The sequence below is a fragment of the Agromyces cucurbitae genome (genome assembly GCF_058349945.1).
Window position 1 is genome coordinate 389264 of record NZ_JBYRES010000001.1, and the last position, 16044, is coordinate 405307.

Genomic DNA, 16044 nt, shown 5'->3' on the forward strand with positions numbered 1-16044 from the left:
TTACTGCCTTGGCAAGAAACTAGCTTAGCGAACTATATGCCGCGTTGGCTAGAATCACGACATGGCAGATGAGCCCGCCTCGTGGCAGGACGTCGCGCGCGGCATGCACGATCCCCGCATCTCCGACCGCGACGGCCAGCTCGTCGACCGGTCGGGGCTCGACGACGCGGGGCTCGACCAGGTCGTGCGGGTCATGCAGAGCCTGCGCGGCTGGCACGAGACGCAGCGGCGCATGAGCGAGGCATCCCGTCGCTACATGAAGCTCAACGAGACCGACATGCGGGCGATCCGGTACCTCGTCGCGGCCCGCAACCAGGGCGAGATCGCCACGCCGGGGGCGCTCAGCGCCTACCTCGGCATCTCGAGCGCCTCCACGACGAAGCTGCTCGACCGGCTCGAGCACGGCGGCCACATCGTGCGCTCGCCGCATCCGACCGACCGCCGGGCGCTCGCGATCACGGTGACCGACGCGACCCGGGTCGCCGCCCGCGAGTCGGTCGGCCGGCTGCACGCCCGGCGGTTCGCCGTCGCCGCGGCGCTCAGCCCCGCCGAACGCGAGACCGTGATCAGGTTCCTCGACGCGCTGAGCGCGACCGAGTCCGACGACGGGCCCGACGGGGCCGACGACGGAGCGGCATCCTCCGACGGGCCCGCTCAGCCCTGACGGCCGCCGACCGAGTCGGCGACGGCCCGCTCCCACGGCGCGATCGGCCCGTCGACCACGACGAACAGCGGATGCGGTTGGGGCCGCGCGACGCCCGACCACCGTGCGGCGACGTCGGGGCTCCGCGCCGCGAGCTTCGCGCGGAGGTGCCGCCACTCGAGGTCGAGCTGGCCGCTCGCGACCTCGAGCCGCTCGCCGGCCCCGCGCCGGTGCACCTTCGTCGCGTCGAAACGGTAGCCCCTGGCCGCCGCCTCGTCGGCGACCGCGGCGAGGTAGTCGCCGATCGCCTCGAGCGGTCGCGGCGCCTCGCGGAAGCGCTCGAGCTGCGGATGCCGCGTGTAGCCGCGCGTCGCGCCCTCGAGCACCGCCTGCGCGAGCAGCGTCTCCCGCCAGCAGGCGGTGAGGCCCTGCCGATCGAGGTACCGGGGGTGCACCGACCAGATCCGCATGGCAGGCAGCCTATGCGCGAACGGGCGAGGTCCCGCTTTTGGCCGTTCGCCTCCGAGGGGGGAGACTGGAGGCATGTCTTCCCCCGCTGCCGAAGCGGCAGCCGACGCGTTCCAGACCGATTCCGACGCAGCGCAGACGCTCGAGGGGTACACGGTTTTCGCCGTGCTCCGCCGCGACCCCGCTCGTCCCGACGACCTCGACGGCCACGACGTCCCCCGCGTCGTGTCCGAGCTCGACGGCGTGATCTCGCTGATCGAGAACGAGGGCGTGACCCTCCGCGGCATCTACGACGTCTCGGGCCTGCGCGCCGATGCCGACGTCATGCTGTGGCTGCACGGCCCGACCGCCGAGGGCCTGCAGTGGGCGCTCCGCGAGCTGCGCCGCGCGCGCCTCCTCAAGGCCCTGCTGCCGACGTGGAACGCCATGGGCGTGCACCGCGACGCCGAGTTCAACAAGGCGCACGTGCCCGGGTTCCTGCGCGGGCTCGAGCCCAAGGGCTGGCTGACGGTCTACCCGTTCGTGCGCAGCTACGACTGGTACCTGCTCGACCCCGCCGAGCGCAGCCGCATGCTCGCCGAGCACGGCCGCAAGGGCGCCTCGTTCCGCGGCGCCATCGCCAACACGGTCGCCGCGTTCGCCCTCGGCGACTACGAGTGGCTGCTGCCGATCGAGTCCGACGAGCTCACCGAGCTCGTCGACATGATGCGCGAGCTCCGCGCGACCGACGCCCGCATGCACGTGCGCGAAGAGGTGCCGTTCTACACCGGTCGACGCATCACGACCGCCGAACTCGTGGAGGTCCTGCAGTAATGACGCACTACGACGCGATCCTGCTGTCGTCGTTCGGCGGCCCCGAGGGCCAGGACGACGTGATCCCGTTCCTGCGCAACGTGACCGCGGGCCGGGGCATCCCCGACGAGCGCCTCGAAGAGGTCGCCCACCACTACCGCCACTTCGGCGGCGTGAGCCCGATCAACGAGCAGAACCGGCAGCTGAAGGCCGCCCTCGAGGCCGAGCTCGCGAAGCGCGGCATCGACCTGCCCGTCTACTGGGGCAACCGCAACTGGGCCCCGTACTTCGGCGACGTCGTCGCCGAGGCGGAGCGCAACGGTCACACCGAGCTGCTCGGGCTCGTCACGAGCGCCTACACGAGCTACTCGGGCGTCGGCCAGTACCGCGAGGACTTCCAGAAGGCGACCGCGGGCACCGGCGTCGCGATCGACCGCGTGCGGGAGTACTTCGATCACCCCGGTTTCGTGCAGCCCTTCATCGAGGGCGTGCGGGATGCCACGGCCGAGCTCGCCGCGGAGGGCGTCGCCGCCGACCGCACCCACATCATGTACGTCACCCACTCGATCCCGACGCGCGCGTCGCAGGAGTCGGGCGTCGGCTTCGAGGACCGCGTGGGCACGGGCGAGGGCGGCGCGTACGTCGCGCAGCACCTGGCCGTCGCGCAGGCCATCAACGAGGCCCTCGAGTCGTCGTCGCCGTGGTCGCTCGTGTACCAGTCGCGCTCGGGCGCCCCGACCACGCCGTGGCTCGAGCCCGACATCAACGACGCCATCGAGGAGCTCGCGGTCGGCGGCCTCACCGACGCGATCGTGATCGTGCCGTTCGGCTTCGTCTCCGACCACATGGAGGTCATGTGGGACCTCGACAACGAGGCCGTCGAGACCGCGGGCGAGCACGGGCTCAAGGTGCGCCGCGTGCCCACCCCGGGCGTGCACCCCGCGTACGTCGCGGGCCTCGTCGACCTCGTGCTCGAGCGCGTCGACGACGTGCCCGACGCCGAGCGGCCCCACCTGACGGCGCTCGGACCGTGGCCCGACCACGCGCGCATCGCCGGCGGCGCGGTGCTCGAGGCTCCCGCCCAGGAGGCGACGACGCGATGACCGTCATCCGGGTCGGCACGCGCGGCAGCGCCCTCGCGATGGCGCAGACGCGCCAGATCTCCGAGCGCATCGCCAAAGCCGCGAAGGCCGAGATCGAGCTCGTGCCGATCACGACGCAGGGCGACACCTCGCGGGCGTCGCTCTCGTCGATCGGCGGCACGGGCGTGTTCGCGGCCGCACTGCGCGAGGCGCTGCTGGCGGGGGAGTGCGACCTCGTCGTGCACTCGCTCAAGGACCTGCCGACCGCCGAGCACCCCGGGCTGCGCCTCGGGGCCGTGCCGAAGCGGGTCGACGCCCGCGACGTGCTCTGCGCGCGCGACGGGCTCACGCTCGCCGAGCTGCCCGAGGGCGCCCGCGTCGGCACCGGTTCGCCGCGCCGCATCGCCCAGCTCCGCGCCGCCCGTCCCGACATCGAGGCGGTCGACCTGCGCGGCAACGTCGACACCCGGCTCGGCCGGGTGCACGGCGACGACGCCGATCTCGACGCGGTCATCCTGGCCGCCGCGGGCCTCGGGCGCCTCGGCCGGCTGGATGCCGCCACCGAGCACTTCTCGCTGAGCGACTGGCCGACCGCGCCGGGCCAGGGCGCCCTCGCGATCGAGGTGCGCCGCGAACGCGGCGACCGCGACCTCGAGCGGGCGCTCGAGACGATCGACCACCGCTCCTCGCGGGCGACCGCGCTCGCCGAGCGCCTCGTGCTCGCCGGGCTCGAGGCGGGCTGCGCCGCACCGGTCGGGGCCACGGCCCTCGTCGAGGACGAACTTCTGTTCCTGACCGCGAGCGTGTACAGTGCCGACGGGACGCGGCGACTCACGAGCTCGCACGCGGCCACACCTGACAGTCACTCGGCCGCAGATCTGGCGGTCGCAGCCCACGACGTCGCCGACCGCGTCGTCGCAGAACTCCTCGGCAACGGCGCCGCAACCCTCGTTCCCCCAGAGGAGCAGCCGTGAGCGAATTCGAACCGATGACGGGCGCGATCCACCTGCCCGCGTCGGCCGGCGGTGCCAAGCCGCTCGCCGGGTGGCGCGTGCTCGTGCCGCGCGGCGGCCCGTGGGGCGACGGCGTCGCCGCCGCGCTCCGCGACCGCGGCGCATCGCCCATGATCGCCCCGCTCATCAACTTCGCGCCCGCCGACGACCAGCCGGCGCTCGAGGCCGCGCTCGCGAAGCTCGCCTCGGGCGGCTTCGACTGGCTGACCGTCACGAGCGCGACGACGGTCGACGTGCTCTCGTCGTACGGCGCCGTGATCCCCGAGACGACGAAGGTCGCAGCGGTCGGCGAGACGACCGCTGCCGCGCTCGTCGCCGCGGGGTACCACGCCGACATCGTGCCGTCGGAGGACAACTCGGCACGCGGCATGCTCGAGGAGTGGGAGGCCGCGACGGGCGGCGCCACCGGGCTGCGCGTGCTCGCGCTGCGGTCGGCGATCGCGAAGCAGGTGCTCTCGATCGGCCTCGAGCGCATGGGCCACCACGTCGAGGCCGTCGTCGCCTATCGCACCGTCGGCGTGCCGGTGTCGGCGAAGGTCGCCGACGACGTGCGCGCGGGCCGCGTCAACGCCGTGCTGGTCACCTCGGGCAGCGTCGCCGAGCAGGTGCAGGAGCAGCTCGGGCCGCTTCCCGAGTCCACGCTCGTCGCGGCGATCGGCCCCCAGACGAAGAAGGACGCCGCGAAGGTGGGCCTGCGCGTCGACGTCATCGCGCGCGAGCGCACGGCCGAGTCGCTCATCGACGCCGTCGTCGACGCCGCGACCGCGCTGGCGTGACGCGGACCGACTCGTCCGAGGCATCCGCCTCAGCCTCGACCGCGCCCGCCCGCCGACGCCGCGTGCCCGTCGTCGGCACCGTCGGCATCGCGCTCGCGATCGTCGGGGCCGCCGCATTCGCCACGAAGGGCATCGTCGTCAAGCTCGCGCTCGCCGAGGGCGTCGACTCGCTCACCACGCTGACCTGGCGCATGATCGTCGCCGTGCCGGTGTTCGCCGCCGTCGGCCTGACCGGGGTGCTGCGGCACCGCGACGCCCGCACCGCGACGGGCGAGCGCGTGCTCGCGCCGGGTGCGGTGCTGCAGGCGGCCGGGGTCGGCATGATCGGCTACTACCTCGCGAGCCTGCTCGACTTCACGGCGCTCGAGTACATCTCGGCGCAGCTCGACCGGCTGATCCTGCTGCTCTACCCGTTCTTCGTGGTGCTGTTCGGCGTCGTGTTCTTCCGCCGCCGGGTGACCCGCGTGATGATCGTCGGGCAGGTGCTCAGCTACCTCGGCATCGCCGTCATCTTCTGGCGAGACCTGAGCTTCGCGGGCGAGCACGTGCTGCTCGGCGCGACGCTCGTGCTCGGGGCTGCGATCGCGTACGCCGTGTACCAGATCCTCGCGAAGCCCCTCATCGACCGCCTGGGTGCGGGGCTCTTCACCTCGATCGCGATGAGCGGGGCGGGCGTCGCGATCCTCGTGCACTTCGCGATCACGCACCCGGTCTCCGACCTCGCGGTGCCGGCCGAGGCGTGGCCGCTCGTCATCGCGATCGGGCTCGTCTCGACGGTACTGCCCGCGTACTGCATCTCGGGCGCGATCGGCATGATCGGCTCCGAGCGGACCGCCGTGATCGGCAACGTGTCGCCCGTCATCACGATCGTGTTCGCCGTGTGGCTGCTCGGCGAGCCGTTCACGATCTGGCACGCCGTCGGCACCGCCCTCGTGCTCGTCGGCGCCTGGATCTTCGCGATGCCGCGGCCGGAACGCGCTCCCGGACTGCGCCCAGCCGGGCGCGCGTAGGCTGGTCCGGTGAGTTCCGCGCCCCTTCCCCGCGTCCGACCGCGCCGGCTCCGCGAGACCCCGGCCCTGCGCCGCCTCGTCTCCGAGACCCGCCTCGACCCCGCCGACCTCGTGCTGCCGATCTTCGTGCGCGAGGGGGCGACCGCCCCCGTGCCGATCGGCTCGATGCCGGGCGTCGTGCAGCACTCGCTCGAGAGCCTGCCCGAGGCGGTCGACGAGGCCGCAGCGGCCGGGCTCGGCGGCGTGATGCTGTTCGGCGTCCCCGCGGTTCGCGACGCGCGCGGCTCGGGCGCGACCGACCCCGACGGCATCCTCAACGTCGCGACCGGCGTCGCCGCCGAGGCATCCGCCGGCCGCCTGGTGGTGCAGACCGACCTCTGCCTCGACGAGTTCACCGACCACGGGCACTGCGGCGTGCTCGACGAGCGCGGCCGCGTCGACAACGACGCGACGCTCGAGCGGTACACCGCAATGGCGCTCGCGCAGGCGCGCGCCGGCTCCGAGCTGCTCGGCCTCAGCGGCATGATGGACGGCCAGGTCGCCGCCGTGCGCGAGGCGCTCGACGACGCCGGCCGCCACGACGTCGCGATCCTCGCCTACTCGGCGAAGTACGCATCGGCGTTCTACGGCCCGTTCCGCGACGCGGTCGAGTCGACCCTCGAGGGCGACCGCCGCAGCTACCAGCTCGACCCCGGCAACCGTCGTGAGGGCCTGCGCGAGGCGATGATCGACATCGACGAGGGCGCCGACGTCGTCATGGTGAAGCCCGCGGGCGGCTACCTCGACGTGCTCGCCGACGTCGCCGCCGCGAGCGAGGTGCCCGTCTGGGCCTACCAGGTCTCGGGGGAGTACGCGATGATCGAGGCCGCCGCCGCGCACGGCTGGATCGACCGCAAGCGCGCCGTCGTCGAGTCGGTGCGCTCGATCAAGCGGGCCGGCGCCGACGCCGTGCTCACCTACTGGGCCACGGAGCTGGCCGACTGGATCCGCAAGGGAGACGCATGAGTGACGCGACGGGTTTCGAGACGGCTCCTTCGTCGCCTCCTCAACCCGCTCATACGAACGCCGAACTGTTCGCCCGTGCGCAGGCCGCGATCCCCGGCGGGGTGAACTCGCCCGTGCGCGCGTTCCACTCGGTCGGCGGCACGCCGCGCTTCTACGTCTCGGCGAAGGGCGCCTATCTGACCGACGCCGAGGGGCGCGAGTACGTCGACCTCGTCGCCGGGTGGGGGCCCGCGATCCTGGGCCACGCCGACCCGCGGGTCGTCGAGGCGGTGCAGGATGCCGCGGCGAAGGGCCTCTCGTTCGGCTCGTCGACGCCCGCCGAGACCGAGCTGGCCGAGCTCGTCGAGGGGCGCGTCGCCCCCGTCGAGCAGCTGCGCCTCGTGTCGACGGGCACCGAGGCGACGATGAGCGCGATCCGCCTCGCCCGCGGCTTCACCGGCCGCGACCTGCTCGTGAAGTTCGCCGGGCACTACCACGGCCACTCCGACGGGCTGCTCGCCGAGGCCGGCTCGGGTCTCGCGACGTTCGCCCTGCCCGGCTCGGCCGGCGTACCCGCCGGGATCGCCGCGCTCACGCTCGTCGTGCCGTACAACGACCTCGACGCGCTCGGTGCCGTGTTCGCCGAGCACGGTGCCCGCATCGCGGCCGTCATCGTCGAGGCGTCGGCCGCGAACATGGGCGTCGTGCCGCCCGCGCCGGGCTTCAACCGCGCGCTCGTCGAGCTCGCCCACGCCAACGGCGCGCTCGTCATCAGCGACGAGGTGCTCACGGGCTTCCGCGTCTCGGAGGCCGGCTGGTGGGGGCTCGAGGCCCGCGACGAGGCATCCGCCTACACCCCCGACCTCATGACCTTCGGCAAGGTCATCGGCGGCGGCATGCCCGTCGCCGCGCTCGGCGGCCGCGCCGAGATCATGCAGCGGCTCGCCCCCCTCGGCCCCGTTTACCAGGCCGGCACCCTCTCAGGGAACCCCGTCGCCGTCGCCGCGGGCATCGCGACGCTGCGCGCCGCCGACGCGGACGTGTACGCGAAGCTGGATGCCGCGGCCGAGACGATCTCGGGCGCCGTCTCCGCGGCGCTCGACGCCGAGGGCGTCGCCCACCGCGTGCAGCGCGCGGGCAACCTGTTCAGCTTCGTGTTCGGCGAGGCGCTCGCGGGCGCCGAGGTGCGCGACTACGCGACGGTGCAGCGGCAGGAGGCGTGGCGCTACGCGCCGTTCTTCCACGCGATGCTCGACGCGGGCATCTCACTGCCGCCGAGCGTGTTCGAGGCGTGGTTCGTGACGGCGGCGCACGACGACGCGGCGATCGGCCGCATCGTCGACGCGTTGCCGGCGGCGGCGAAGGCCGCGGCGGCGGCGACACCACCCGCTGGTTGAGGAGCGCCGACGCGGAGCGGCGACGCGTCTCGAAACCCGGTGAGACGGTCTCGAGAATCGGTCACCGGGTTTCGAGACGCGTCCTCCTTCGTCGGGCGCTCCTCAACCGGCAGGCAGTTTTCGGGCAGGATGGGTACATGGCGAAGCTCCGCGTGCATCACGACCGGGTCGAGGTCCACCTCACCGCGGCCGAGAAGTCGCTCGCGCTCCGTGCCGACGACCTCGTGGTGCAGCGCGACGACATCCGGTCGGCGACCATCACCGACGACCCGTGGATCTGGATCCGCGGCATCCGGCGGCGCGGCACCGAGGTGCCCCTCGTCGTCGCGGTCGGCGTCTGGAAGTACCACGGCGGCAGCGACTTCGTGATCGTCAAGGGCAAGCGCCAGGCCGTCGTGCTCGAGCTCGCGGGCGGCGAGTTCGCCCGCATCATCCTGAGCACGAACCACGCCGCCGAGCTCATCGACCGCCTGCGACTGACCCCGCTCGACGAGCCGGTCGAGGGTTCGGGCGAGTAGCGCGCAGCGGCCGGGCGTCACGATGCAGCCGCTCGATTCGGCGGCGTGACCGGCCTCGTTTAGGATGTCCCCCGGATGCCGCGGCCCGCCCGCGTCGCCGCACGGGGGAGTTCGCCTTCGCCGACGGTCCCGGCGAGGCATCCGTCACCCGAACCCGACCGGCCCCGCCGGCGACCCGATCAGCTGGCAGGAGGGGCGCAGCTCGTGGCGAAACGTCTGCCATCGGCACCACCCGTGCTGTCGGGTTACAGCTACGTGCGCCCGCTCGGCACCGGCGGGTTCGCCGACGTGTTCCTCTACGAGCAGGACCTGCCCCGCCGGGTGACCGCGGTCAAGGTGCTGCTCGTCGACGTCGTCGACGCCGAGGCGCGTCGCGCGTTCACGGTCGAGGCCGACTCGATGGCCCGGCTGAGCGCCCACCCGTCGATCCTGACCATCTACCAGGCCTCGATCTCGGCCGACGGCCGGCCCTACTTCGTCATGGAGTACTGCCCCGAGTCGCTCGGCGCCCGCTCGAAGCGCGGCCCCATGCCCGTGGGCGAGGTGCTCGACATCGGCGTGCGCATGGCCGGTGCGCTCGAGACCGCGCACCGCTCGGGACTCCTGCACCGCGACATCAAGCCGTCGAACCTGCTCGTCAACTCGCTCGGCGCGCCCGTGCTCGCCGACTTCGGCATCGCGGGCACGATCGGCGACGGCGGGGGCGACACCTTCGCGATGTCCATCCCGTGGAGCGCGCCCGAGGTGCTGGGCGAACGCACGACCGGCACCGTCGCGACCGAGATCTGGAGCCTCGGCGCGACCCTCTACACCCTGCTCGCGGGGCACAGCCCCTTCGAGCTCCCCGACCGCAGCCGCAACACCGTCGACCAGCTGTCGCGGCGCGTGCTCGGCGCGAAGTACACGCCGCTCGCCCCGCGCGGCGTGCCCGCCCGCATCGACACCGTGCTCTCGACGGCGATGCAGCGCGACCCCGCGCGACGCTACGGTTCGATGGCCGAGTTCGGCGAGGCGCTGCGCTGGGCGCAGTACGAGCTGGGCGTCGCGCCCACGAGCCTCGAGGTCGCGTCGCCCGAGTGGGCGGCCGCCGCCCCGCTCGATTTCACGGATACCTCGGAGCGCGGCCCGGTCGTCACGACCGTGAACCCCGACTCGCGCCGGGCGACCCGCGCGGCCGCGGTGGCCGCGGCGCGACCCGCCGGCCCCCGCATCGACGACGGCGGGCTCGCCCCCGCCCGCACCCGCGGCGGCGTGCTCAAGCCCCTGCTGATCGGCGTCGGCTCGGCCGTCGTCGTGATCGCGCTCGCCGCCGCCGGTCTCCTCATGTCGGGGGTGATCTGATGGCGCGGCGCCGGGGAGCGATCGTCGGCGCCATCGCGGGCGTCGCCGCCGTCGCGACCGTCGTCACCCTCGCGGTCACCGCGAACGGCTACGAGGCCCAGGAGGTGCCCCAGCTCGAGACCGCGATCTGGGTCACGCGCGACTCGGGCCAGTACGCCCGCGTCAACACCGACCTCGCCGAGATCGACCTCGTGCGCGACGTCGACGACCCGAGCACCGTCGTGCAGGCGGGGGCGACGGCGGCGGTCTACAGCCAGGGCCTGCGGCAGCGCTGGGCGATCGACCCGGCCGACCCCGTCGACCTCGTCTCGGAGGACGGCGGCGGCTCGGTGCCGACGCCCACGGGCACCCGCGACGTCGTCACGGCCGGCGACTGGATCGCCTACCGCACCGACACGGGCACCGTGCACGCCGGCCGCGTCGACATCGACGACGCCTTCCCCGTCGACCCGTACGCCGAGGAGCGCGGCGAGGGCGGCGACGACGAGACCTATGCGGCGACCGCGGTGGGCGTGTCGTCGGCCGGGCTCATCGCGATGTACTCGGCGCGTGAGGAGGCCGTGCGGCTGTTCGATGCGTCGACCGGGGAGTTCACGGGCGGCGAGGTCGCCGTGCCCGAGCCCCCGGCGGCCGACGCCCGCCTCGAGCTCACCGTCGTCGGCGAGCGGTGGGTCATGCTCGACCCCGCCGACGGGCGGGTCTGGGTGGCCGGGCGCGACGCGCCGCTGACCCTCGACGTGGCGGCCGACGCCCGCCTGCAGCAGGGCTCTGGCCCCGAGGCATCCGTGCACGTCGCCGACTCGGCCGGCCTCGTCGAGCTGCCGCTCGACGGAGGCGAGGCCGACCGCATCGTGGACGCGACGGGCGCGCCCGCCCAGCCGGTCCTCGTCGGCGACGAGCTCGTCGCGGCCTGGCTGTCGACCGACGGCGGCGCCGTCTGGACGTCGGACGGCGGCGAGCCCGTGCCGCTCGAGGTGCCCCAGGGGGCGGGCTCGGGCGACGGGCCCCAGTCGCTCACGCCCGTGCTGCGCGGCAACGGCGACCGCGCCGTGCTCAACGAGACCTCGTCGGGCCTCGTCTGGACGGTGCCCGACGGCCGCATGGTGCCGCTCGAGCAGTGGGAGCTCGACGACGAGATCGAAGACCGGGTGGGCACCGAGGAGGTCGAGGACCTCGCCCGGCAGGAGCCGCCCGTCGCCGTCGCCGACAGCTTCGGGGTGCGCGCGGGCCAGCAGGTCGAACTGCCCGTGCTCTACAACGACCACGACCCGAACTCGAAGGACGTGCTGACCGTCGACCCGGCGTCGGTCACGGGCGGCCTCGCCGACCCGGCGTTCGGCGAGCTCGCGCTCACGTCGAACGACCAGACGCCGACCGTGCGCGTGCACGCGAAGTCGGGGTCGACGACCTTCACGTACGCGGTGACCGACGGGTCGGCGAGCTCGGCGCCCGTGACCGTCACACTCACCGTCGTCCCCGCCGACGTGAACACCGCTCCGGTCTGGTGCGGCGTCGACGACTGCCTGCAGGAGTGGCCCGAGCCGCAGCTCATGCCGGGCGGCACGGCCCTCGTGTCGGTGCTGCCGGGCTGGGTCGACCCTGAGGGCGACGCGTTCGTGCTCGCCGACGCCCAGCCGGTCGATCCGAGCGCCCCCGTGAGCGTCGTGCCGATGGCCGACGGCCGCGTCGCGATCCGCCACACCGACCCCAACGCCGCGGCCGAGAAGGTGCAGGTGCGCCTCACCGTCGCCGACGTGAACGGCGCGACGGCCGAGGCGACCCTCGACGTGCGCGTCACCACGAGCGCGTCGCTCGAGGTCGCACCGGTCGCGGTCACCGCGGGCGCCGGCGAGACCGCGATCGTCGACATCGCCGAGCACGTGAGCGGCGGCTCCGGATCGCTGCGCCTGCTCGACGCCGTGCCGACCGCCGCCGCCGCGAGCGCCGGCCTCGTCGTCGTGCCGAACGCCGCCGCCGGCGAGGTCGAGCTCACGGCCGAGAAGCCCGGCGCGTACCTCGCGACGTTCACCGTGCAAGACCTGGTGACCCGTGCCGAGCAGACCGCGACGATCCGCATGACGGTCGCGGCGGCCGGCGCACCCATCGCGCTCGCACCGATGACGGCGTTCGTGCGCGCGGGCGAGGACACCATGGTCGACGTGCTCGGCGCCGCGCAGAACACGAGCGGACGCGTGCTCGTCGTGACCGGCGCCGTCTCGGCCACCCCCGAGCTCGGCGTCGGCGTCGTCGCCCAGTCGCAGGTGCGCGTGACGGGGGTCACCCGCAACGGCGAGCCCGGACTCGTCGGCCGCGCGAAGGTGACCGTCGCCGACGGCGCTGGTGCGACCGCCACGGGCGACCTGAGCGTGTTCCTCGTCGCGCCGTCGGCGGGGCTCAGCCCGATCGCCATGCCCGACACCGTGACGATGCGCGTGGGCGAGCTCATCTCGATCCCCGTGACCGACAACGACGTGAGCCCGCGCGCCGAGGCGCTCGTCGTGCATCCCGAGGTGACGAACTCGGGGGCCGACGGCGAGCTCGCGTTCGCGTCGGGCGACGAGGTGCGCTACCTCGCGCCGAAGACCCCGGGCACCTACGAGCTCGGCTACGCGGTCGGCCTCGCGCAGGCGCCCGAGCGGCTCGACCACTCGACCGTCACCGTGACGGTGCTGCCCGACGGTGCGAACCGCGCGCCCGAGCCGCACCCGCTCGTGGCACGCGTGCTGAGCGGCCAGAGCGTGCGCATCCCCGTGCCGTCGACCGGCATGGACCCCGACGGCGACCGCACGGTGCTCGTCGGGGTCGCCCAGCCGAAGCCCGGCCTCGGCATCGCGACCATCTCGGCCGAGGGCGACGCGATCGTCTACACGGCGCCCGAGAACGGCACGGGCGACGGGCAGCCCTCGTTCGAGTACACCGTGCGCGACGCCTCGGGCTCGGAGGGCAAGGGCCGCGTTCGCGTGGGCGTGCTCACCGCGGCCGTCACCGACGCCGCGCCCGTCACGTTCAGCGACTACGTGCGCGTGCAGCAGTCGGCGCCCACGCCCGTCACGGTCGAGCCCGCGGGCAACGACCTCGACCCCGCGCAGGGCGAGCTCGAGCTCGTCGACGTCGTGCCGAACGCCCCCGAGGGAACCCCCGCGTACGACCGGCTCGCGAAGCTCATCGACTCGTCGACCGATCCAGCGACCGGTCGCGTCGTGCTGCATCCCGGCGACGTCGCCGGATCGAACTCGTACCGCTACACCGTGCGCTCGGTGAAGACCTCGTCGACGGCCGAGGGGCTCATCGTCGTGAAGGTCACCGAGGGCGAGTCGCCCGACGCCCCGGTCGTGAGCGACACCGTCGTCACCGCCCGGTCGCGCGCCGACCTGCCCGAGAAGGGCCTCGACGTCGTCGCCGGTCACGTCACCTGGGCGTCGGGCGACCTCTCGGCGCTCGAGCTCGAGCTGTGGGGGGCGGCGCCGTCGGGCTTCCGCGTCGAGGGGCACCGCATCATCGGCCCGCTCGACGACGGCGGCGCCCTCGTGCCGTTCCGGGTCCACGGCACCGACCGGGCCGGGCGCGACGCCGAGGCGTTCGGATTCCTCGTGGTGCCCGCGACCGACGACCTGCGCGTGCAACTGCGGAGCGACCTCGACGAGCTCGAGGTCAAGGAGGACCAGAAGGTCGCGTTCGACGTGCGCGACCTGCTCGACCTCGCATCGGGCGACTCGGCCGAGGTCGGCACCGAGGGCTACACGGTGCAGCGCGCGAACGCGACCTGCCGCCCGGTCTCCGGCGGCGAGGCCGAGTACGCGGCCGGACGCGACGCCCCGTGGAGCGACCACTGCCTCGTGCCGGTCAGGCTCGACGGCCAGAAGAGCTGGTCGTGGGTCGGCGTGCCGATCTCGATCGTGCCGCGCGACCCGCAGGCGATCCTGTCGGCGGTCAGCCGCACGGTCGCGCCGGGCGCCTCCGAGAGCGTGAAGCTCTACGACGAGATGACGACCTGGGAGGGCGGTCGCGAGGGCGATCGGGCCAAGCTCGACTACTCCGTCTCGTACTCGGGCAGCGCGTTCACCGTCGAGCAGAAGGGCGACACGGTCACCTTCGTCGCGCACGCCGACGCACGCCCCGGCACGCGCGAGACCGCGACCATCGGCGTCAGCGCCTTCGGCGGGCTCACCTCCGCCATCACCCTCGTCGTCGGCCAGGCGCCGCCCGACACGCCGCGCGGCGCGGTCTTCACGCAGCAGTGCTCCGTCGGCGAGGGGGCCTCGTGCACGATCGCCGTCGTCGGCGTGGCGGGCGAGTACGACCCGTTCGCGGGCAAGACGGGTGCGGGCCTCAAGCTCGCGGGCCTCTCGGCCGGGGCGAACAGCTGCCAGGTCGCGAGCATCCGCGCCGTCGACGACAAGTCGGTCACGGTCACGTGGCCGACCGGCAAGAACGCGTTCGGCGGCGAGTGCGTCGTGCCGTTCACCGTGACCGACGCGCAGGGCCGCTCGGGCGACGGGCGGCTGACCGTCGACCTGCTCGGGCTCCCGCAACCGCCCGCATCGGTGTCGACGGCCGACTACACGGCGAACTCGGTGACCCTCGAGGTGTCGCTCGGCGAGGCGCTGCGCGCACACCCGGCCGTCACCGGCATCGAGATCCTCGAGGGCGAGCGCAAGGTCGGCGCCGACTGCCGCCCGCGCGGCCCGGGCGCCTGGTGGTGCACGGTCGCCGGCCTGACCCCCGGTGAACGGCACCGCTACGCGGCCCGCGCCGTCAACAGCGTCGGCGTCTCGACGCCGACGAGCCCCGTCGAGACGTGGAGCTACAAGGCCCCCGTGATCGCCTCGGCCTCGGCCGAGCCGATCTACCGCGAGGGCACGACCGGTCCGAACACGGGCGTCGTGGAGCTGCGCATCTCGGCCGAGCGCGATGCACGCTCGTTCCGCATCCAGGAGACGGGCCAGGTCATCGACCGCCGCGGCGCGACCACGACGGCGGAGCTCTCGCTCGTGCCGGGGCCGCAGATGCTCACGCTCGTGCCGATCAGCATCTACGAACCGCCGACCGGGCGCGGCGGCAACGAGGGCGGCAACGCCGTCGTGCCGGTGACCGCGGCGGGCTCGCCGATCCTGAACCCGCCCGCGAACGCGATCTCGGCCGCGGCGGCGTCGAACACCTCGATCCTCGTCACGGGCGTGGGCCTCGACGACAACCACAGCACCCGGCCGTCGGAGCTCGTCTACCTCGCCTGGCAGCGCGGCAACGCGAGCTGCTGGGCCGACGCCGACGGGTCGCTGCAGACCTCGGGCGCCGACGTCGTCTCGACCTCGTCGACGATCTCCGGGCTCGCCGACAGCCAGCGCTTCTACGTGAAGGCCTGCGCCTCGAACGGCTACGGCGTCGTCGAGACCGACACGGTCCGCGCCGACACGATCCACGACGTCGATCCGCCCAGCGGCACGCTGACGTACACCGTCGCCACGACGCCCGCCGGTGGTGGCGACCACTTCGAGTACCGGCTCGCACAGGCCCCCGTCGTCGAGGCCGAGAACGGGTTCACGCCGTACTACTACCTGTACGACCAGTGGCGCGAGGACTTCGCGCTCGAGACGTGGGGCACCCCCGGCGCCGTCAAGGTCAAGACCTGCAAGCGCTCGTGGTTCGACAACAAGTGCTCGGGCGAGGTCGCCGTCACCGCGTCGAACGGCGTGCCCACCGAGGTGACCGTCGACTTCGCGACCGGCTGCATCCCGAGCGAGTCCGAGATCGGCGTGACGGTCTCCGAGGCGGCCCGCGGCTCGTACGAGATCCGCAACTGGCGCCAGACCGACCCGACGAACGCCCCGCTCGCCGTCGCGTACGACCTCGTGTTCACGGGCGCGTTCACGGCGCTCGACGTGATCCCGCGCACGGGCCAGCTGTGCCCGCCGCCGACCGAGACGCCGACGCCGACACCGACGCCGACCGATCCCCCCGCGGCGACCGCCCCGGCCGTGCCGCCGGCCGGCTGACCGCCCCCAGCCACCCAGCCCCGAGAC

The 16044-nt window shown here is 73.7% G+C and carries 12 protein-coding genes; 11 read left to right on the forward strand and 1 reads right to left on the reverse strand.

Going from position 1 to position 16044, the window contains the following annotated elements:
• Positions 1-61 precede the first annotated feature (61 nt).
• Positions 62-664: a MarR family winged helix-turn-helix transcriptional regulator gene (locus AC3RJ6_RS01920; protein WP_491425173.1), complete on the forward strand. Its 603-nt coding sequence runs from the start codon at positions 62-64 to the stop codon at positions 662-664.
• Here the strand turns inward: AC3RJ6_RS01920 and AC3RJ6_RS01925 are convergent.
• Positions 655-1113, reverse strand: coding sequence for a pyrimidine dimer DNA glycosylase/endonuclease V (locus tag AC3RJ6_RS01925; RefSeq protein ID WP_491425174.1), 459 nt, complete (start codon positions 1111-1113; stop codon positions 655-657). The genes AC3RJ6_RS01920 and AC3RJ6_RS01925 overlap by 10 nt on opposite strands.
• 73 nt (positions 1114-1186) lie before the next feature.
• Here AC3RJ6_RS01925 and hemQ point away from each other — a divergent pair, with 73 nt between their 5' ends.
• The 10 genes from hemQ to AC3RJ6_RS01975 all read left to right on the forward strand — a co-directional run bounded on the left by hemQ (position 1187) and on the right by AC3RJ6_RS01975 (position 16017).
• Positions 1187-1924, forward strand: a complete 738-nt coding sequence (gene hemQ, locus AC3RJ6_RS01930) for a hydrogen peroxide-dependent heme synthase (protein ID WP_491425176.1) — start codon at positions 1187-1189, stop codon at positions 1922-1924.
• Positions 1924-3006 (forward strand): ferrochelatase, encoded by a 1083-nt coding sequence (locus AC3RJ6_RS01935; protein WP_491425177.1) that lies wholly within the window; start codon positions 1924-1926, stop codon positions 3004-3006. The genes hemQ and AC3RJ6_RS01935 overlap by 1 nt, the downstream gene beginning before the upstream one ends.
• Positions 3003-3959: a hydroxymethylbilane synthase gene (gene hemC, locus AC3RJ6_RS01940; RefSeq protein ID WP_491425178.1), complete on the forward strand. Its 957-nt coding sequence runs from the start codon at positions 3003-3005 to the stop codon at positions 3957-3959. The genes AC3RJ6_RS01935 and hemC overlap by 4 nt, the downstream gene beginning before the upstream one ends.
• Before the next feature lie 14 nt (positions 3960-3973).
• A complete protein-coding gene (locus tag AC3RJ6_RS01945) occupies positions 3974-4774 on the forward strand; it encodes a uroporphyrinogen-III synthase (RefSeq protein WP_491426208.1) in 801 nt (266 codons plus the stop codon).
• Positions 4771-5784, forward strand: a complete 1014-nt coding sequence (locus AC3RJ6_RS01950; protein ID WP_491425179.1) for a DMT family transporter — start codon at positions 4771-4773, stop codon at positions 5782-5784. The genes AC3RJ6_RS01945 and AC3RJ6_RS01950 overlap by 4 nt, the downstream gene beginning before the upstream one ends.
• 9 nt (positions 5785-5793) lie before the next feature.
• The gene (gene hemB, locus AC3RJ6_RS01955) at positions 5794-6789 is read left to right on the forward strand and encodes a porphobilinogen synthase (RefSeq protein WP_491425180.1); all 996 of its coding nucleotides are present in this window, start codon (positions 5794-5796) and stop codon (positions 6787-6789) included.
• Positions 6786-8165, forward strand: coding sequence for a glutamate-1-semialdehyde 2,1-aminomutase (gene hemL, locus AC3RJ6_RS01960; protein WP_491425181.1), 1380 nt, complete (start codon positions 6786-6788; stop codon positions 8163-8165). The genes hemB and hemL overlap by 4 nt, the downstream gene beginning before the upstream one ends.
• A 137-nt stretch (positions 8166-8302) precedes the next feature.
• Positions 8303-8683 carry a hypothetical protein gene (locus AC3RJ6_RS01965; protein ID WP_491425182.1) on the forward strand — a complete coding sequence of 127 codons (381 nt, stop codon included), beginning with the start codon at positions 8303-8305 and terminating at the stop codon, positions 8681-8683.
• Positions 8684-8887: 204 nt separating this feature from the next.
• Positions 8888-10024: a serine/threonine-protein kinase gene (locus AC3RJ6_RS01970; protein ID WP_491425183.1), complete on the forward strand. Its 1137-nt coding sequence runs from the start codon at positions 8888-8890 to the stop codon at positions 10022-10024.
• A complete protein-coding gene (locus tag AC3RJ6_RS01975; protein ID WP_491425184.1) occupies positions 10024-16017 on the forward strand; it encodes an Ig-like domain-containing protein in 5994 nt (1997 codons plus the stop codon). The genes AC3RJ6_RS01970 and AC3RJ6_RS01975 overlap by 1 nt, the downstream gene beginning before the upstream one ends.
• Positions 16018-16044 lie beyond the last annotated feature (27 nt).